Source organism: Pseudoalteromonas sp. CF6-2 (assembly GCF_021729425.1).
Lineage (GTDB): Bacteria > Pseudomonadota > Gammaproteobacteria > Enterobacterales > Alteromonadaceae > Pseudoalteromonas > Pseudoalteromonas arabiensis.
Window position 1 is genome coordinate 3408743 of the sequence record NZ_CP091442.1, and the last position, 19075, is coordinate 3427817.

At 41.6% G+C, this 19075-nt stretch carries 19 protein-coding genes and 4 tRNA genes; 10 read left to right on the forward strand and 13 right to left on the reverse strand.

Annotation, left to right across the window (positions count from 1 at the left end; translation table 11 throughout):
- Positions 1 to 35 precede the first annotated feature (35 nt).
- Positions 36 to 911: a hypothetical protein gene (locus L3Q70_RS15870; RefSeq protein ID WP_237114576.1), complete on the forward strand. Its 876-nt coding sequence runs from the start codon at positions 36 to 38 to the stop codon at positions 909 to 911.
- 73 nt (positions 912 to 984) lie between these two features.
- Here the strand turns inward: L3Q70_RS15870 and tuf are convergent, their stop codons facing one another.
- From tuf to murB, 8 genes are all read right to left on the reverse strand, one after another.
- Positions 985 to 2169, reverse strand: coding sequence for an elongation factor Tu (tuf, locus tag L3Q70_RS15875; RefSeq protein WP_062567544.1), 1185 nt, complete (start codon positions 2167 to 2169; stop codon positions 985 to 987).
- A 136-nt stretch (positions 2170 to 2305) separates the two neighbouring features.
- Positions 2306 to 2381: transfer RNA gene (locus tag L3Q70_RS15880), tRNA-Thr, on the reverse strand.
- 12 nt (positions 2382 to 2393) lie between these two features.
- Positions 2394 to 2468 (reverse strand) — tRNA-Gly (locus L3Q70_RS15885).
- A gap of 44 nt (positions 2469 to 2512) precedes the next feature.
- Positions 2513 to 2597, reverse strand: a tRNA-Tyr gene (locus tag L3Q70_RS15890).
- Positions 2598 to 2637: 40 nt separating this feature from the next.
- Positions 2638 to 2713, reverse strand: a tRNA-Thr gene (locus L3Q70_RS15895).
- Positions 2714 to 2830: 117 nt separating this feature from the next.
- A complete protein-coding gene (locus L3Q70_RS15900) occupies positions 2831 to 3529 on the reverse strand; it encodes a type III pantothenate kinase (RefSeq protein WP_237114577.1) in 699 nt (232 codons plus the stop codon).
- A complete protein-coding gene (birA, locus tag L3Q70_RS15905; RefSeq protein ID WP_062567542.1) occupies positions 3526 to 4518 on the reverse strand; it encodes a bifunctional biotin--[acetyl-CoA-carboxylase] ligase/biotin operon repressor BirA in 993 nt (330 codons plus the stop codon). The genes L3Q70_RS15900 and birA overlap by 4 nt, the downstream gene beginning before the upstream one ends.
- Positions 4515 to 5525, reverse strand: a complete 1011-nt coding sequence (gene murB, locus L3Q70_RS15910; protein ID WP_237114578.1) for a UDP-N-acetylmuramate dehydrogenase — start codon at positions 5523 to 5525, stop codon at positions 4515 to 4517. Before murB ends, birA begins: the two co-directional genes overlap by 4 nt.
- 144 nt (positions 5526 to 5669) lie before the next feature.
- Here murB and L3Q70_RS15915 point away from each other — a divergent pair, with 144 nt between their 5' ends.
- Positions 5670 to 7514 carry a M1 family metallopeptidase gene (locus L3Q70_RS15915; RefSeq protein WP_237114579.1) on the forward strand — a complete coding sequence of 615 codons (1845 nt, stop codon included), beginning with the start codon at positions 5670 to 5672 and terminating at the stop codon, positions 7512 to 7514.
- A gap of 54 nt (positions 7515 to 7568) precedes the next feature.
- Here L3Q70_RS15915 and L3Q70_RS15920 read toward each other — a convergent pair whose 3' ends face one another.
- A complete protein-coding gene (locus tag L3Q70_RS15920) occupies positions 7569 to 8204 on the reverse strand; it encodes a DUF2057 domain-containing protein (RefSeq protein WP_237114580.1) in 636 nt (211 codons plus the stop codon).
- A 104-nt stretch (positions 8205 to 8308) separates the two neighbouring features.
- On the opposite strand from L3Q70_RS15920, the gene L3Q70_RS15925 reads away from it, so the two are divergent.
- The 4 genes from L3Q70_RS15925 to L3Q70_RS15940 all read left to right on the forward strand — a co-directional run bounded on the left by L3Q70_RS15925 (position 8309) and on the right by L3Q70_RS15940 (position 12193).
- Entirely contained in the window at positions 8309 to 8680 is a 372-nt protein-coding gene (locus tag L3Q70_RS15925) for a histidine triad nucleotide-binding protein (RefSeq protein ID WP_062567538.1), read from the forward strand.
- 230 nt (positions 8681 to 8910) lie between these two features.
- Positions 8911 to 9567: a response regulator transcription factor gene (locus L3Q70_RS15930; protein ID WP_062567537.1), complete on the forward strand. Its 657-nt coding sequence runs from the start codon at positions 8911 to 8913 to the stop codon at positions 9565 to 9567.
- A 109-nt stretch (positions 9568 to 9676) separates the two neighbouring features.
- Entirely contained in the window at positions 9677 to 11833 is a 2157-nt protein-coding gene (locus L3Q70_RS15935; protein ID WP_237114581.1) for an ATP-binding protein, read from the forward strand.
- A 96-nt stretch (positions 11834 to 11929) separates the two neighbouring features.
- The gene (locus tag L3Q70_RS15940) at positions 11930 to 12193 is read left to right on the forward strand and encodes a hypothetical protein (RefSeq protein WP_237114582.1); all 264 of its coding nucleotides are present in this window, start codon (positions 11930 to 11932) and stop codon (positions 12191 to 12193) included.
- Positions 12194 to 12251: 58 nt separating this feature from the next.
- On the opposite strand, the gene L3Q70_RS15945 is transcribed toward L3Q70_RS15940, so the two are convergent.
- From L3Q70_RS15945 to L3Q70_RS15955, 3 genes are read right to left on the reverse strand one after another with little or no spacing between them, the layout of a single operon-like run.
- The gene (locus tag L3Q70_RS15945) at positions 12252 to 13679 is read right to left on the reverse strand and encodes a mannose-1-phosphate guanylyltransferase/mannose-6-phosphate isomerase (RefSeq protein WP_237114583.1); all 1428 of its coding nucleotides are present in this window, start codon (positions 13677 to 13679) and stop codon (positions 12252 to 12254) included.
- A gap of 56 nt (positions 13680 to 13735) precedes the next feature.
- Positions 13736 to 14509, reverse strand: a complete 774-nt coding sequence (locus L3Q70_RS15950; RefSeq protein WP_237114584.1) for an amidohydrolase — start codon at positions 14507 to 14509, stop codon at positions 13736 to 13738.
- Positions 14497 to 15639: a methionine aminotransferase gene (locus L3Q70_RS15955; RefSeq protein WP_062567532.1), complete on the reverse strand. Its 1143-nt coding sequence runs from the start codon at positions 15637 to 15639 to the stop codon at positions 14497 to 14499. Before L3Q70_RS15955 ends, L3Q70_RS15950 begins: the two co-directional genes overlap by 13 nt.
- 99 nt (positions 15640 to 15738) lie before the next feature.
- Between L3Q70_RS15955 and L3Q70_RS15960 the strand changes: the two genes are divergently transcribed.
- The 4 genes from L3Q70_RS15960 to L3Q70_RS15975 are packed head-to-tail and all read left to right on the forward strand — an operon-like array spanning position 15739 to position 17942.
- Entirely contained in the window at positions 15739 to 16368 is a 630-nt protein-coding gene (locus L3Q70_RS15960; protein ID WP_062567531.1) for a methylthioribulose 1-phosphate dehydratase, read from the forward strand.
- A complete protein-coding gene (gene mtnC / locus L3Q70_RS15965) occupies positions 16365 to 17051 on the forward strand; it encodes an acireductone synthase (RefSeq protein WP_062567530.1) in 687 nt (228 codons plus the stop codon). The genes L3Q70_RS15960 and mtnC overlap by 4 nt, the downstream gene beginning before the upstream one ends.
- Positions 17048 to 17590: an acireductone dioxygenase gene (locus tag L3Q70_RS15970; protein ID WP_062567529.1), complete on the forward strand. Its 543-nt coding sequence runs from the start codon at positions 17048 to 17050 to the stop codon at positions 17588 to 17590. Before mtnC ends, L3Q70_RS15970 begins: the two co-directional genes overlap by 4 nt.
- A 1-nt stretch (position 17591) precedes the next feature.
- Positions 17592 to 17942, forward strand: coding sequence for a gamma-glutamylcyclotransferase family protein (locus tag L3Q70_RS15975; RefSeq protein ID WP_193987986.1), 351 nt, complete (start codon positions 17592 to 17594; stop codon positions 17940 to 17942).
- 31 nt (positions 17943 to 17973) lie between these two features.
- Here L3Q70_RS15975 and mtnA read toward each other — a convergent pair whose 3' ends face one another.
- Positions 17974 to 18999 carry an S-methyl-5-thioribose-1-phosphate isomerase gene (gene mtnA / locus L3Q70_RS15980; RefSeq protein WP_193987987.1) on the reverse strand — a complete coding sequence of 342 codons (1026 nt, stop codon included), beginning with the start codon at positions 18997 to 18999 and terminating at the stop codon, positions 17974 to 17976.
- Positions 19000 to 19075: the final 76 nt, after the last annotated feature.

Here is a 19075-nt window from a genome sequence, read left to right on the forward strand (position 1 = left end):
CTGCTGGTATTACACAGCAACTTGGATTATGTGATATGTCGACTTGGCAAGGAAATATTGCACTTGCTTTGGCAAGCACTGCGCTTGGACTAACGGTTTACAACCATTTCAGTGTAGATAAGCAACGTGCTCCTAGCTCACTTCCCTTTACTATCGATGATTCAATTATTCCCAAACAAGATAGAGAAAACCTCGTTGCTCTACATGGTTATATTCTTGACTTAGAGACACGTATTAACGAGCTTGAAAATAGAACGCCCACGATTGAGCCTTCGCTTATCGAATCAAAAGTAAAACAAGTCATCGAAGAGCGTGAAAAAGCACGTATCGCAGAAGCAACGAAAAGAAATCCTTCCGTAAATTGGTTCCGACATTTACCTGAAGATTATCGACAGCGTATAAAAGCCGATCCGAACTACGCGAATAAATCGATTAATGATGCATTTACAGCGTTATTAAACATGAGTAATACCGACGATGATCGCCTAGCAGCTTATGGACAACTCAAAATGACCTTAGGTATGCTGAGACGAGACTTGGATGATACACAGGAATCCTCGGCCATTGATGCCATGATAAGCATCAGTGAGTATACAAACGAGCCTAAGATACGCATTCAAGCATTGGAGAATTTATCTCACTTAGATGCAGTTTCACCTAAACTAGCCGACTATTTTCAAAAGCTGTTATTAAATGATGCGAATGAGTACGTTAAAAATCTTTCAGCAAGTGCATTAGTGGCGCAGTTTTTCCGCGCCAAGCAGTTGGGAAAAACCCAATTAGCGACGACTCTGGCACAGCGCATCCAAATTCTAGAATCCAATGGTGATAGTAAAGTGGCGAATGCTATGACTAATAACCTTAAGCACCCGCACTTAAGAGATGAGCTCAATAAATTTATCGAGCAGTAGCTAAAACTTTCTGTTAGGCATTAAAAAAGGCCGCCTAAGCGACCTTTTTCACAGTGTTACTGCAATCTGTAGATTATTCTACGATTGTAGCTACAACACCAGCACCAACTGTACGGCCACCTTCACGGATAGCGAAGCGTAAACCTTCGTCCATCGCGATTGGAGCGATTAGCTCTACAGTCATCTTGATGTTGTCACCAGGCATTACCATTTCAACGCCGTCTGGTAACTGTACGTCACCTGTTACGTCAGTTGTACGGAAGTAGAACTGTGGACGGTAACCTTTGAAGAATGGCGTGTGACGACCACCTTCATCTTTAGACAGTACGTATACTTCTGAAGTGAACTTCGTGTGTGGAGTGATTGAACCAGGCTTCGCTAGTACTTGACCACGTTCAACGTCTTCACGCTTAGTACCACGTAGAAGTGCACCGATGTTCTCACCCGCACGACCTTCGTCTAGAAGCTTACGGAACATCTCAACACCTGTACACGTTGTCTTCGTAGTTTCTTTGATACCTACGATTTCAACTTCGTCATTCACGTTGATGATACCAGCTTCAACACGGCCAGTTACAACTGTACCACGACCTTGGATTGAGAATACGTCTTCGATAGGCATGATGAATGGCTTATCGATGTCACGCTCTGGCTCTGGGATGTAAGAATCTAGTGCTTCTGCAAGCTCAACGATTTTGTCTTCCCACTCTTTTTCGCCTTCTAACGCTTTAAGCGCAGAACCTTGGATTAGTGGTAAGTCATCACCTGGGAAGTCGTACTCAGAAAGAAGTTCACGAACTTCCATCTCAACTAGCTCAAGTAGCTCTTCGTCGTCAACCATGTCACATTTGTTCATGAATACGATGATGTAAGGTACACCAACCTGACGAGAAAGTAGGATGTGCTCACGAGTTTGTGGCATAGGACCGTCAGTCGCAGCAACTACTAGGATTGCGCCGTCCATTTGAGCAGCACCTGTGATCATGTTTTTAACATAATCGGCGTGTCCTGGACAGTCTACGTGTGCGTAGTGACGAGTTGGTGTATCGTACTCAACGTGTGAAGTTGAGATTGTGATACCACGCTCACGCTCTTCTGGAGCGTTATCGATTGATGCGAAGTCTTTCGCTACACCACCGTATACTTTTGCAAGTACGTTAGTGATTGCTGCAGTTAGGGTAGTTTTACCGTGGTCAACGTGGCCGATTGTACCTACGTTTACGTGCGGTTTTACGCGTTCAAACTTTTCTTTTGCCATGACGGAACCTATCAGTTTTGTGTATCTAGATTACATATGAAAATAATCCACCGAGGGTAGATTAATTTAATTTTTTCAAATTTCAAATAGTTTTTTCTGACAGATAAAGGAAGAAATTAAGATGAGTTCTCGATACTGGTGCTGATAGGCAGATTTGAACTGCCGACCTCACCCTTACCAAGGGTGCGCTCTACCAACTGAGCTATATCAGCAACACCAGAGTCTGGAGCGGGCAGCGGGAATCGAACCCGCATCATCAGCTTGGAAGGCTGAGGTAATAGCCATTATACGATGCCCGCATAGAAACCTGTTCTTAAACTACCTCTAACCGTCAAGAATAAAGTGGTGGAGGGAGCTGGATTCGAACCAGCGAAGGCTGAGCCGTCAGATTTACAGTCTGATCCCTTTGGCCGCTCGGGAACCCCTCCACGAAAATTCTTTACTAAGTCACTTCCGGTAAAAGGAAAGTGGTGCCGACTATCCGAGTTGAACGGATGACCTACTGATTACAAGTCAGTTGCTCTACCAACTGAGCTAAGTCGGCACTGCTTTAGTACGGGGCGAGATTCTAAGGTAAGGTTTATTGTGATGCAACAATAAAATTAAAAAAAGTGTGATTTTATGTGTTAAACGCTCACTATTCAGGCAAATTACCGCTTTTTTACGGTTTTGCTGTCAGTTCTCGCCAATAATTAAGGCCCTTAAAAACCAATAAGCTATCAAATTGACTGTGAGAAAATGAATCAGCTAGCAATTTTCCATAACCGCCGGCAAACAACAAGGTAACTGATGCATCATTTATATGCTGCTTAGCTTGTTCAATAGCACCTATCGTGGCCACCAGCGCACCATTTTTTAAGCCATTCGGTGTATTACAGCCTAATTCAGAACTAAAAGGTATTTGTGCATCATCAAACACCCGCTTAGTGTTTTGGGTCAACGAGGTCGTCATTAAATCAAGACCTGGTAATATCCATCCCCCTAAATGCGTACCTTCAGAGTTAAGTACATCAATCGTTGTAGCTGTGCCGGCATCAATAATAATGCAGTTTTGCTGAGGATACTCTACAAAAGCAGCAATCACTGCTAACCAACGATCGATCCCTAAATTTTGATACTGCTGATAGGCGCAGCTTAAGGTGGTAAGCTTAGCAGTGACCACCGCTTCAAAGTTAGGAATGGAATGTTGTTGTGCTTGGGCTAATAAAGGCTTGAGTAACTCTGCGCTACCCACACACGCATAAACCAGTTCTTGTATTTGTGACCAAGGTATCGCGTTAAGTTCGCATGCCTGATAATGGTTACCATCAAACAAAACCGCTTTAATTGCGGTATTACCTACATCAACTAACAGTTTCATAACTCAGCCTTACGCAATGAAATTTCTCCACCATAATAGCTTTTTACTTCGCCATCTTGACGAATACGAACGCCACCTTGGCTGTCAATCCCTTCACAAATACCACGCCAACTCCGATGCCCTGTATTAAGCTCAACGTATTCATTTGCAAATGCGTTTAACTGATTCCACGTCAGATACATATCATTTAAGCCTGTTTGTTGATACTGCGCTAAACGTTTTTCTAAATAAAAACATAAGTAAGCCACCAGCTTATTTTTATCAAGTTCCTGAACATGTTGACTTAAGTCTGTCCATGCTTGGTCGATATGCTGACTGGCACTTTCTGGCATATGCAAATTAATACCTATGCCTATCACAAGCTGGCAAGGCCCCTGCGGCTGACCATCAAGCTCAACTAATACGCCAGCCAGTTTTTCACGGTTTAAGTAAATATCATTAGGCCATTTTAGCGCTATATCCAATTGATATAAGGCCTTAAGCGTGTCGTAAACAGCAAGCCCAACGGCAATAGATACACCCATAGCCGCTTGCAAGCCATCATCCAAACGCCAAAAATAGCTAAAATATAAATTTGCACCAAACGGAGACTGCCAAACACGCCCACGGCGACCTCTTCCTGCTTGCTGCATTTCTGCAACGAGTACGGTGCCGGACGTGAGTGGAATATCGCTTTGTAAGCGACGCATTAGCTCACTATTGGTAGAATCTATAATTGGCTGTACTTCGACATTAGCTGTGGTGCCACCCAACTCATTATAATGCTTGCCAATTTTATCTTTGTTCAGTAAGCCCGCACTATTATTAAGGCAATACCCTTTACCCGTGACCTTGAAAATATCGAGCCCCATTTCCTGCAAAGAGTGAATATGTTTACCCACTGCTGCGCGGCTGATACCGAGCTGCTCACCCAATTGCTGACCAGAAATAAAACCACCGGTATTCAGAGCCTGTAAAATTGCCAGTTTATTGCCGTCTGGCGCTTTCATGATGAAGCTCCCAATTCAATATGGCATTCACATTCGGCGTTAATCAGTCGCACTTCGTGTTGCAGAGCAATTTGATATTTTTGCCAGACCTGCTGCTGAATATGTTTCACCATTTTAATTAAGTCATCACCATTACTATTACCGTGATTCACTAACACCAATGCTTGCTGCTGATGAACCTCTACCCCTGCAACTTTATAGCCTTTTAAGCCAGCCTGCTCAATCAACCAGCCTGCCGCAACTTTATGATGCTCAGAATCGACAAAATAATGAGGCAAGTTTGGGTATTGTTGTAACAATAATGCTAGCTGCTCATTACTGATCACTGGGTTTTTGAAAAAACTGCCCGCATTCGCAAGTTCGCTTGGGTTAGGTAATTTACTGTTTCTAGTCGCAATGATTTGCTCAAACACTTGTTGTGGAGAAGGTTGTGTAAGTTTTTGCAATGGCCCATAACTTAGTACTGGCTGCCATTTTTTAGGTAAGAGTAATCCTACATGAGTGATCACCGCTTTATTTTTAAGTGCATGTTTAAAAATAGAGTCGCGATAGCTAAATTGGCACTCGTCTTTGGCTAAACGTTTAATCGTCTTTGTCGCAATATCAAAGTATTCAACATAGCTAACAAACTTTTCCAGTTCTACACCATATGCACCAATATTTTGCACAGGCGCGGCTCCCACAGTACCGGGGATCAGAGCTAGGTTTTCAAGCCCAGGCATGCCATTAGCAATAGTCATAGCAACTAATTGATGCCAGTTCTCTCCAGCCGCCACATGCAATAAGAAAGCATCGCTTTGTTCTTGAATTGCTACCCCTTTGGTTGTCATGTGAATCACTGAGCCTTGGTAGTCAGATAAAAATACCGTATTACTGCCTTCGCCTAAAATACAAAAAGGGACAGAAAAGTCTGTAGTTATAAGCTGATTCACATCATCGATTTGATAGAAGTGCTGGCATTGGCTTGGCAAAGAAAAGGTATGAAAAGATTGCAGGGACTGAGCCACAAAACGCCTCAAAGGTTACCGGTAACTAATCGCATTAGTGTAACCTATCGTCGCAAAATACGCATTAGATTGTAAAAATCACTCAACCCACTGCACTAATCATGTTATAAAACAGGCTCTTTTCATTACCGTTCTAGGGTTATTATGAAGTTTAAACCATTACTTTTAAGTCTTGCTATGGCCGGTGCTTGCTCTCAAGCAACTGCTGACGCAATCAGCCAGCACACTTACGCAAACTTAGATGACGTAACAACCACTCACCTATTACTAGATTTAGATGTTGATTTTGATGATAAGCAATTAGAAGGTTTTGTTGAGCATACGCTAGATTGGCATAATGCAACCAGCAAAACGCTTGTTCTTGATACCCGCGATTTAGATATCGACAAAGTCATGTATCAAGATGACAAAGGCAGCTGGCACAACGCTGACTTTACCCTTGCTGCACGTGATGACGTAAAGGGCTCAAAATTAACAATTAAATTTAAAAGCCAAGCGGTTAAAGCGCGTATTTACTACAACAGCCGTCCAGAAGCTTCAGGTTTACAGTGGTTAACACCAGAGCAAACAGCCAGTAAGTCACACCCCTTTATGTACAGCCAATCACAAGCAATTCACGCTCGTAGTTGGATCCCAGTACAAGATACGCCAGCAATGCGCGTGACGTACTCTGCTCGTATTCACACACCAAAAGATATTCGTGCGGTAATGAGTGCAGACAACAAAGATGCGCTCTATAAAGATGGTGACTATTTATTCAATATGCCACAACCCATCTCGCCATACTTAATCGCAATTGGTGCGGGTAATCTAGAATTTAAAGCCATGTCTAAGCAAACCGGTATTTTTGCTGAGCCAACCATTTTAGATGCATCTGTGGCTGAGTTTAACGACACGCAAGCGATGATTGATAAAACGAACGCGATGTATGGCGAATATGCATGGGGGCGCTATGACTTATTAATGCTACCACCAAGCTTCCCATTTGGTGGCATGGAAAACCCGCGTTTATCCTTCATCACTCCAACTGTTGTTGCTGGCGATAAAAGCTTAGTAAATCTAATTGCTCACGAGCTTGCTCACTCTTGGTCGGGTAACTTAGTGACGAATGCTACGTGGGAAGATTTATGGTTAAACGAAGGCTTCACGTCTTATGTTGAAAACCGCATCATGGAAGAAGTATTTGGTCGTGACCGTGCTGTGATGGAACAAGCGCTTGATGCCGCTGGCTTGCGTAAGCTCATTAAAACGTTACCGGCACCAGATACACGCCTTAACTTAAAACTTAATGGCCGTGATCCTGACGACGCATTTAGCTCAGTACCTTACACCAAAGGCCAGCTTTTCTTAATCTACCTAGAAAACAAGTTTGGTCGTGATAAGTTCGATCCATTTGTAAAAGCTTACTTCGATGAGTTTTCATTTAAGTCTTTAACAACAGCTCAGTTTGTTACTTACTTAAAAGCCAACTTAATCGAAAAATATCCAGGCATTGTCAGCATGGATAAAGTAAATGAGTGGATTTTTGAGCCTGGTTTACCAAGTGATGCACCAAACCCAACGTCTGATGCATTCGATAAAGTCGACGCAGTTACAGAAACATGGCTAAACGGTGAGATTAGCGCAGCTGACTTACCAACCGCGGATTGGTCTGTTCATGAGTGGCTACACTTTTTAAATAACCTACCTCGTGATTTAAGCATTGAGAAAATGACTGAGCTTGATAACCAGTTCAATCTAACGCAGTCAACTAATGCGGAGCGTGCTTTCGCATGGTTTATGTTAGCAGTCGGTAATGGTTATCAACCTATCTACCCTGCACTTGATAAGCACTTATCTGGTATTGGTCGCCGTAAGTTAATTGTGCCACTTTATAGAGCACTTATTAACAACGGTAAAAAAGACTGGGCGCATGATGTGTACTTAAAAGCCCGTGCGGGTTATCACCCACTTGCACAAGGTACCGTTGACGACTTATTCGCAAAATAATAAGTCAAGCACAAAAAAGGCGCTGAAAATCAGCGCCTTTTAATTTTCCAATTCTTATTTTGTCACTTTATCTAAAAATGCACGACGCTCTTCAGGGCTTGCTTGTTGCCACCAAAACTCAAGCATGGACGCTGCGTTTGGCATATTTTTCAAGCCCGCCTGTCCGCCGGGTACTTTTGCTGGCAAAGTAACAGGGGCTGCCGTTGCCGGTTGAGGACTTGATGCAGCAACAGGCGCCCTCGCCACGGCTTGAGCAGGTGCTGGTGCTGGTGCTGGTGCTGTACGATAGCCTATGGTTGATAATGGCATAGCAAGCTCGCTACCTTTTGCTTTTAAACTTACTTGCGGTGATTCAGCAAACACTTCTGCTGCCACGGCATTGCTGGCACGATTAAACACTAAATCATAGTTTTTGCCGCTTTCAACCGTTACTTCAACCCAAAATGGCTCCGATTCAACAACTTGATGATCGTCATAACCTTGTTCATAAAGATCGGTGTATTTTAATTTTAACTGATAAGTACCAGGTGCAAGCTCAACATCGTCAACTCGACTAAAAAACGATTGTTCTATTAAACGTTCACCCACCTGCAAAGGCACAAACTCTTCTGGAAAGTGGATAGTTTCAGCTAGGCTGCTGGCACTGTAAAATAGTGCAAACATACTAGTTAGTAATACTGACTTACGCATGATCACTCCTTGGTTGTTTAACTTGCGGCAGTTTCAGTTTGACACTGCAAATAAAGTTTGTCATTAGTGGGCGGTCAATTAACTACGAATTAAGAGAGCTAAGTATGAGCCAAGAGACTATTTTTACAAAGATAATTAACCGCGAAATCCCTTCTGATATCGTGTATGAAGATGATTTAGCACTCGCTTTTAAAGATATAAATCCACAAGCACCGTTTCACGTTTTAATTATTCCAAAAACGCCTATCGCAACGATTAATGACATCACACAGGAGCATGCACCTCTTGTTGGTCACCTATATGTAGTGGCTGCAAAACTCGCGAAGCAATTTGGTTTTAGTGATGATGGTTTTCGCGTTGTTATGAATTGCAATGACCATGGCGGCCAAACCGTGTACCATATCCACCTACACATGCTTGCAGGTAAAGAGATGGGTTGGCCTCCTTATCAAGATAAGAAGAAACAACAAATCTAATACGTTTTAATGTTAATAATTGTAAAAAACAATACAAACTAACTAATACTGTCTATTATAAATAGATATCAGTTAGTTAACATAAATATTAAGGTTAACTAACGGTATTTTTTGAAACAAAATAGACACAAACTGTACTTTTCCTGCGCAAGACTCAGAAATTTCTAATACGAAAGGGGTGGATGGCGTGGTAGGATGCAAGAGTCAACTTTATTCAAGAGTGTATAAATATGAGTAGTTCAGCCTTTTTACTATTAGATTCGGAACCGGTTAACACAATTGGCATTAATGTCTTAGAACCTTTATTGAAGACTCAAGGCCTTGCGGTTACATCTGGTACTGATATTTCTGAAGTTCCGGAAGGTACACGCTTGTTATTCATTGAAACATCAAGCACCGACGCGTGGGGAAAACTTAAAGAGCAACTGGTGAATCTTCGTATTAAATGCGACATTGTATTGTTTAATCTTGATGAAAACCCAGAACTTGCGAATCGCGCTTTATTAACGGGTATTCGTGGTGTGTTCTACACAACAGATAATGCCGACGTGTTAATGAAAGGCATTCGTCTATTGTTAGAAGACCAACTTTGGTATCGCCGTGAAATAATGTGTAACGCATTAAATCGCATGTTGCAGTTCAACAAAGATGCATTACATAAATTGACTGATGGTGATATTGAACCTGTTAAACTAACTAAACGCGAAAAAGCGATCATTTCGCTAATGAGCAAAGGTTCTAAAAACAAAGAGATTGCTGAGGACTTAAGTATTAGTCCGCACACGGTGAAAACTCATCTATACAGTGCATTTAGAAAAACTAAATGCCGTAACCGTATTGAGCTTTTATCTTGGGCACAGCAAAATATTCCTGACGAAATTCGTTAAGATTTATTCTCTAAAAAACAGACGCACATTGCGTCTGTTTTTGTTTCTGGTTGCTAAACATAACAATAGACTTTATTCTCAAGCTGTTAATTAATGCCTCGGAAATACAATGCTCGACTCAGCGACCCTCTACTATGCAAGCGCAGCCATGATGGCTGTGATGACATTACTTAGTTATCTCACGTGGCGAACCAACAAAAATACTCCAGGCACCTTACTTTATATTTTTTACCCATTGGTGATGTTTATTTCAGTTATGAGCTTTGCACTGCATGGTCATATCAATAACATCGCGAGTATTTCCATCGCTAACTCATTTATGTTTAGCGCATCAATCATTCACGTTCTCGCAATTTGCCAATTTTTTAACGCGAAATGTATTGGTTTAAAAGCCTTTATTGGCATAACTATCGTGCTGGCACTGACAATGATTTACCTTGCCACAGACAATACCGAGCTACGTAGCCGAATCCTCGTCTCAGATTTACAGCACATTATTGAATCATTATTTTTGCTGGCTCTATTTATCCGTAACGGTCGGAAAAGCTATCCGAATGGCAGCATTGTATACATTATGATCTTAGTAATTATTCTTGCAGTATTCACTGGTCGCACCTTAATGATGGGTGATGTCAGTACAGCCAATTTATTATCTGAGAACTGGTTTAGTATCACGCTGTTTATCAATGGTGTCATTGCACCTATGTTTTACGCCACAGGTATGGCTTTACTTTGTAATGAAAGACGCGAGCAAAATTTAAATCAGCTTACCGAGAAAGCACATAAAGACCTCGAAATTAGAGGATTATTTTTATCGACTATCAGCCATGAAATTCGCACTCCTTTGAATGGTATTTTAGGCAGTGCGCAGCTTATTATGAACCAATCTAGCGATCCCCGAGATAAACCTTATTGCGAAGCGATTATTAACTCAGCTGAATCCCTTAATTTACTGGTCGATAAGGTACTTGATTATGCAAGTCTCGACCAGCGAGACGAAGCCCTCTACGAAGAAGATGTTGAGCTTAAAACATGGCTTAATAATTTGTGTCTATTGCTGAGTCCTCTGGCTGAACAAAAGCACTTAAAGTTTGAACTTATTTATGACCTTCCTGAGCAAGCATGTTACTACTGTGATCAACAAAAGCTCAGACAAGTAATCATCAATCTTGTCGGTAATGCGATTAAATTTACAGATCACGGCTCAGTCAAAATTCATGTAAAACTACTTAAAGAAGGTCAGTTTGAAAACCTCCTTCGCATCAGTGTTATTGACTCAGGCCCAGGCATTGAAGATGAAGAAATAGCATATCTAACAGAACCCTATGTACAAAGTAGCGCAGGAAAAGAAAAAGGCGGTACAGGCCTCGGCTTGGCGATTACTAGTCGCTTGCTTGAAAAGCTCGGCAGTAAGTTAAATATAAAAAGTGAGCTGGCAAAAGGTAGTACGTTTAGCTTTGATATTAACCTTGCTGTTGGTGAATTAAGCCTTGTAGAACAACGCCATCAATCTAAAGATTATGTCACAGGCCTAGATGTTCTATTAGTGGAAGATCTCGACTTAAACCAAAAGATTGCAATTGAATTTATGGCTGATGACGAGCATAAAATTAAGCTGGCAAAAGACGGAAATAGCGCTATTGATCTGATGCAAAAGCATCACTTTGATGTCGTACTTCTCGACATGAATTTACCGGATCTGACAGGCCAAGAAGTGCTTAAAAGGCTCAAGGCGATGGACCATCTAAACCAACGTACTCCTGTGCTTGCTTTTACTGCAAGCCTCAGCCCTGATGAAATAAAAGAATATTTGGCTCTAGGTATCAAAGACATCGTTGGCAAACCAATTAAACAGCAAAAGCTGCGCCAAGCGCTTAGTGATTCACAATCAAATCAAGCGGCGAGCATCGCAGTCGAGCTTCGAGATACCCTTTACGATGAAACAGCTGCCGCAGCACTTATTAGTTCATTCAATGAAGATGAAGTATCCTCTATTTATAATGAATTTGTTTTATCAGCTCGTAATAAACTAATTCGCTGCCAGCAACTCGTTGAAGATGATAAAGAGCAATGTATAAAGCTCTTGCACCGCCAAGCAAGTACTGCTTTACAGCTTGGCTTTAACCGCTATGGCTTAGAATTAAAAAAAGTAGAACGTAAATTACTCGATAATAAGCCCCTAAAGGAATCCCTCACCGGTGCGCTAGGCCTTTGGCAAGAAAGCTTGCAAGCATATTTGGCACATGTAAGAAGTGAGTTGAGCTAAATTAGATGTAGTTATAAGGCCAAACAAATTAAATATACAAAGTACCGTTACTCAAGTAATGATAATTAACGCACTACAGAACCAAGGATAGGACTTATGCTGATTTTTAAAATTTTAATTTTAGTTGCATTATTAAAGCTGTTAATAAATACCGAACGACCCAGTTTATGTGCGGGTATTTACACAGCTATTGTGTTGTTGTTTAACCTAATGTTCGGCCTTGGTTTCATTGCATCCATTGTTAGCGCTGCCATTTCTGGGGTACTCGCGTTAATTTATTTTTGGCTGTTGAACCATTTCAGAGAGACCGCTATTTTCTGGCTGGTACTCATTTTAGGGCTCGCTATTGGTTTAGTTTAGCTTGCCTCTTGAGTAAAGAGCATAATAGCGTTTTCAGTAAGCGCAACTTACTTAAGCGTCAAGAGTTGTGGCCATTTCGGCCATACTCATCTTCAAAACGTTCAATATCGCATTCATCTAAAACAGCACCGGTTTGCACCTCAATAACAACAAGTGGCTCATGATAATAGTTAGCTAAGCGATGTATTTGCTTTGCTGCAATGTAGCAAGACTGATCGGCACTTAGTTCAAATTCATCATCGCCCACACGTACACTTGCAATACCTGAAACCACAACCCAATGCTCTGCTCGATGTTGATGCCGTTGTGTAGACAGCGTAGCGCCACAATTGACGCTAATTTTTTTTACTTTAAAACCAACGCTTTCTACCAATGTGCGATAGTTACCCCATGGCCTAAATACGACTTGATGGTGCGTTAGTTTATCACTTGCTGATACAGTAAGTTGTTTGAGTAACTCAGGGAGTTTATTAAGGGCATTTTTATCAGCGACTAAAGTCGCATCATGGGTATGTATAATTGCTTTATTAGTCACCCCTAACGCGGCAATTGTATGATCGGCTTCGCTTATTAGTAGATTATTATCGCTATCAACGCTCACCCCTTGTGAGCTTAAGTAATTACCAAACGGGTCTTTATCAGCAAGTTTCGAAAGCGCAGAAAAGCTCCCTATATCACTCCAATTTAAATCAATCGGGATCACTGCGACCTTGTCACTACGCTCTAAAATAGCGTAATCAATTGAGTCACTTGGGCATGTACTAAGTACTGTGTTATTCGGCCTGAGAAAACCTAGATCTTCTTTAAATTCAGCAGCCTTAGTGACACTTTCTGCTATTTTTGGTGCAAAGCGGTTAAGCTCGTTTAAATACACATTAGGTAGAAACAAAAACATGCCACTATTCCAGTTATAGTCACCACTAAGTACGTATTGCTCTGCCAGCGTTTGAGCTGGCTTTTCTTTAAACTCTACAACCTTAAAACACCCTTCATGGCTTAGCTCTTCACCTTGGCGGATGTAACCATAACCGGTATGTGGTGCGGTCGGTTTAATTGCAAATGTTATTAGTTGCTGTTGTTCGCAAAGAGCAATAGCGTCATCTAAGCGCGCTATTAACTTTTCAAAATCACTAATATGGTGATCAGCGGGCATGACTAATAACGGATCCATTAAACCATTTTGCACTGCATATTCAGCGGCTAGTGCGATAGCTGGCGCCGTGTTTTTACCTTCTGGCTCAAGTAGCAAAGTAAAGTCATCAACGACTTCAGATACCTGTGACTTCGCAATAAAGCGATGCTCTTCATTGCATACCAAAATAGGCGGATTGAAGCGTGAGCTTATCACCCGTTTCAAAGTACTTTGTAGCAGTGACTCATCACTAAGCAAAGATAAAAATTGTTTAGGCATTGCTTTACGCGACAATGGCCATAGCCGAGAGCCGATGCCACCAGCAAGAATAACAGGCGTGATTTTGTAACTCATGATTGCTTACAGTAAAAAAAACAACCATGAGTTTAACAAATTTTTAAGGGTTCGGCTTAGAGTAACTGAAATTGATCAGCATCTAAGTGGGCAGGAAAAGTACGACGAAAATCCTCCAGCGGCGATTTTTCTATATGCTGAATAATAATACCCGACTGATTATCATCTAGCTTAGCAAGCGTATCCCCTTTAAAATCATAAATTGCTGTGCCACCACTGTGGGCAACATCATTGCCATCTTCACCGATGCGATTGACACCTGCAACATAACAAAGATTTTCCATCGCTCGTGCTTTTAATAATGTGTCCCATACATGACGTCTGGCTGCTGGCCAGTTTGCGATATTAATCATTACATCATAATCATCACTATTACGCTGAAACACGGGAAAGCGTAAGTCATAACACACTTGTGGGAGAATACGAAAATCATTGATGGTGAACACCTCACGCTGTTTACCTGCAATAACATAATCGCCTTCGTTACCTAAGCAGAATAAATGGCGTTTATCGTAAAATCTCACTTCACCATTTGGCCAAACCCAATAAAAGCGGTTTGCCTTTTTGTCTCCTTGCGCAACCAGCACAGAGCCAGCAATCACGGCATTCTTTTGCTTTGCTGTGGCTTGTAACCAATTTAGTACTTCACCTTGCTCTGGCTCACTGCAATCAAGATTAATCGCAAAACCAGTGGCAAAGGTTTCTGGTAATACGATTAAATCAACTTGCTCATTAAAACTATTAAGTTGCTCAGTAAAGTGTGCAAGGTTAGCGCTTTTATCAAGCCAATGCAGTGATGACTGTACTAAGGCTAAGGTTAAAGTTGACATAAAATCTCCGCGGCACGTTTTAACGTGTCATCATTTTTGGCAAAACATAACCGTATCACTTTATCGTGACTCTGAGTGCTGTAAAACACACTCAATGGAATTGCCGCCACACCTGCTTGCTCAACTAACCAATGACAAAACTCAACATCATCTAAATCAGACACGTCACTGTAATCAAGCAATAAAAAATAGGTTCCTTCACTTGGCAAAATAGTGAAACGGCTTTCTTTTAATGCTTCACTTAGTAAGTCACGCTTTTGCTGATAAAATTCATTTAACTGCTCAACATGCTCAGGTTTTAACTCTAACATATCAGCGAGTGCATGCTGTGCAGGAGTAAAACTAGAAAATGTCACGTATTGATGAATTTTACGAAACTCCTCCATTAACTCACTCGGTGCCACACAGTAACCCATTTTCCACCCCGTACTGTGGAAGGTTTTACCAAAGCTTGAAATGACAAAACTGCGAGCAAACAATTCTGCGTCAGTGAGTACACTTAAATGAGCTTCTTTATCGAAAATAATATGCTCATAAACTTCATCACTGATGACATATAAATCATGTTTTTTAACAAGATCCTTAAGTGCTGAAAAGTCTTCAGCTTTAAGCGTTTTGCTACTCGGGTTGTGTGGTGTATTGATAATAATAGCACGGGTTTTTTCACTAATAGTATTCGCAACGACTTGCCAATCAATACGATAATCAGGAGCCTGTAATGCCACATGAACCGATCGCCCACCAGCCAGCTCAATCGCTGGTTGGTATGAGTCATAAGCGGGATCAAACACCACTACTTCATCACCCTCTTTTACAAGCGTTTGAATGGCAACAAATAATGCTTCGGTTGCGCCTGATGTCACCGTTACTTGTTGCTCATAATCTATGTTGTTATGGTATTTTCTAGCTATCAGTGCCGCAATTTGCTGTTGCAGGCGCACAATGCCACTAGAAGGTGCGTATTGATTAAAGCCTTCTAACACATAATGGTTGAGCTGTTTTTTTAGCAATTCAGGCGCATCGAATTCAGGAAAACCCTGAGATAAATTAATAGCTTGATGCTGATTTGCCAAAGCTGTCATTTGACTAAAAATACTGATGCCTAAGTTTGGTAATTTACTTTCAAACACAGAGATTCCTTAAAGATGGTTTTGCGCCCGAAGCGATGCTATCATTGCTTAAAACAGATGTATAGCCGTCTAAAAAACTTTTAGAATGTCGAGGAATGTATGCATAACAATACCGCTATTTCAGAACTAATTGAAGCTGGTAAGTGGGTAAGCCAACGTGGTTGGGTTCCTGCTACTGGTGGTAACTTCTCAGCTCGTACAGAAAGTGGTTATGTGGTCACCGCCAGTGGTTTTGATAAAGGCCAACTTGGTACCCATGCATTTATTGAGTTTGATCATAACGGAAACCGCACTAAGGGCTCAGGTAAACCATCCGCAGAAACAGAGCTTCACTTGAACATGTATAAGCTGATCCCTTCAGCAAAGTTTGTTCTTCACACCCACTCAGTAGCTGCAACGGTATTATCTCGCGTAATCAAAGGTCATGCCATTCATTTACATGGCTACGAAATGCAAAAAGCCTTGAGTGGGGTAAAATCACATCTAGATACACTTAGTATTCCTATTTTTGATAATGACCAAGATATTGACCGTCTTAGCTTATTAGTCAGCGATCATCACTTGCACACACCAATTGAACATGCGGTGCTTATTCGTGGTCATGGTTTATACGTTGTAGGCAGAGACATTAAAGAAGTTTTACGCCACTTAGAAGGGCTAGAGTTTTTATTCAGTTGTGAGCTCGAACGTCTAAAACTAGAGGGCATTCAAGCTGGAGTGCAATTATGATCAAAGCAATTTTAACCGATATTGAAGGAACGATTACACGCATCTCATTTGTCAAAGATGTGTTATTTCCTTATGCTGCAGGGCAACTCCCTGAGTTTATTAAAACACACAAGAACGACCCTGACGTTGTAGAGCAGATAAGCGCAGTCAAAGCGCACATTGAGCAGCCAGAAGCTGACTTAGAAACAGTAATAAATACCTTGCTACATTGGATTGCAACAGACCAAAAAGTCACACCATTAAAACAATTACAGGGTTTAATTTGGCAAACAGGTTATGAAAATGGCGATTTTACAGGTCATATTTACCCTGATGCTTATGATTTCTTGCAAGCTCAAAAACAAGCAGGAAAAAACCTGTATGTGTACTCTTCTGGCTCAGTAAAAGCGCAGCACCTTATTTTTGAGTTTTCTGATTACGGCGATATTAGACCTTTGTTCAGCAACTACTTTGACACTAAAGTTGGCGCTAAGCAACAGCAGCACTCTTACGAGAATATTATTGCAGAGTTGCCATTTGACGCCGCAGAGGTGTTGTTCTTAAGCGATGTGGAAGCAGAGCTTAATGCTGCAAAAGCTGCGGGTCTTCGTACCTTGCACCTTGTTCGTGATGGCCAACAAGTGAGTGACGCGCACCCATATATTAATGATTTTACGACATTTAGCGCGGAGCTTTTAGCATGAGTCAATTAACGATTTTTAATGATAACAACGCTGACGATGTATTGTTTTATAGTGAAGACTTAAGCGCCATAGCAAAAGAACTTAAAGCAGTAGGGGTACGTTTCGAGCAATGGAAAGCAACTCAGCATATTGATGAAAGCACCAGTCATGACGCAATTTTAGCTGCCTATGATAACGATATAGAACAGCTTAAGAGCGAAGGGGGCTATCAAACTGTCGATGTTATTTCACTGGCTAAAGGTAACCCGAATGCAGCGGAATTACGTAGCAAGTTTTTATTTGAACATACTCACAGCGAAGATGAAGTGCGCTTTTTTGTAAAAGGCCAAGGGTTATTTTGCTTACATTTAAACGATAAGGTCTATCAAGTGCTTTGCGAGCAAGGTGACTTGATTTCTGTGCCAGAGCTTACCCCCCATTGGTTTGATATGGGCAGTAATCCTGAATTTACAGCAATTCGCTTATTTAATAATACCGAAGGATGGGTTGCTAAAAGTACAGAATCAGCCATCGCTAAACGTTTCCCGTTACTGGATTAACATGGAAAAGTTGTTTTCATATGGGACGTTGCAATACCCGCAAGTTCAGCTAGACACTTTTGGGCGCTTACTCGAAGGTCAGTCAGCTACCTTATTAGGTTATGTCATTGGCGAAATTGAAATTACTGATGCGGCTGTTTTAAAAAGTAGTGGGCAGCGTTTTCATCCTGCCCTATTTTACACTGGGAATCAAAACGACACAGTTAATGGCACAATTTACGCAATTACAAAGCAAGAGCTTGCCCAAGCTGATGAGTATGAGGTTGATGATTATCAACGGATTGCACAGCAGTTTCAGTGTGGAGCAAATGCGTGGGTTTATGTGGTGAAAAGCCCCCTTCAAAACCAGTAAAGCGCTTATAAGTAAGCGCTTTCCCAAATCGCTATTTTAACTCCCTTAATGCCCCACGGGCAATGTCTGCTTGATTATAAACGCCCGTATCAAGTACCCACCCTGTTACTAGCTTAGCCGGCGTGACGTCAAAAGCGGGATTATAAACCTGTGCGTTATTAGGAGCCCACAAGGCTTCGCCAAAGCTGCCACTCACACCACGTACCTCAATGGGGCTGCGCTGTTCGATTTCAATATCATCACCGCAGGCTGTTTTTGTATCTAACGTAGTGAGAGGCGCAACAACATAAAATGGGATATTATGAAAGTGAGCTAAAACAGCAAGATTGTAGGTGCCTACTTTATTGGCAAAATCCCCATTAGCGGCAATACGGTCTGCCCCAACAAAGATTTTATCGACTTTACCCGCTGCCATTAGACTTGCAGCCATATTATCGCAAATTAATGTGTACGGTATTTGCCAACATTCAAGCTCGAACGCGGTAAGTCGGCCACCTTGTAATAAAGGTCTTGTTTCATCAACCCATACGTGAATATCACCGTGGCGTTGTTGTGCTTTATATATCACACCTAGTGCAGTACCAATGCCCGCAGTAGCTAATGCACCTGTATTACAATGGGTAAGAATGTTATCGCCTTTTAATACAAGGTTTGCACCATGTTCAGCCATGCTATCGCAAAGCGCTATATCCTCATTAAATAACTGCTCTGCTGTTTTAACCATCTCTTCAACAAAGTCACTTTTTGCTAAAGCCTCTCGCAGCTTGGTCATGCAATGCATCAGATTCACAGCCGTTGGTCTGGTAGACTCTAACTCATCAATCGCATCTGCAAGCGCTTCTTTACTCATGCCTTGCTCAGCCAAATGAGCTACAAGCAAGCTGGCTCCTAGACCAATCAAAGGTGCTCCACGTATTTTCAACGTTAAAATCAGATCTTTCATTGCTGCAACATCGTGACATACATGCCAATGTTGTTGATGAGGCAGTAAATACTGGTCAAGCACTGTTAAAGTACCACTTTGGTATTTGATGCTATTTGCGATGAGGTCTTTCATAGTAAGTCCAAGTTACTTAATTAGCAGATTGCTATTCTACAGCAGTTTTCACAACTAACAAGCTAGATGTATGGAC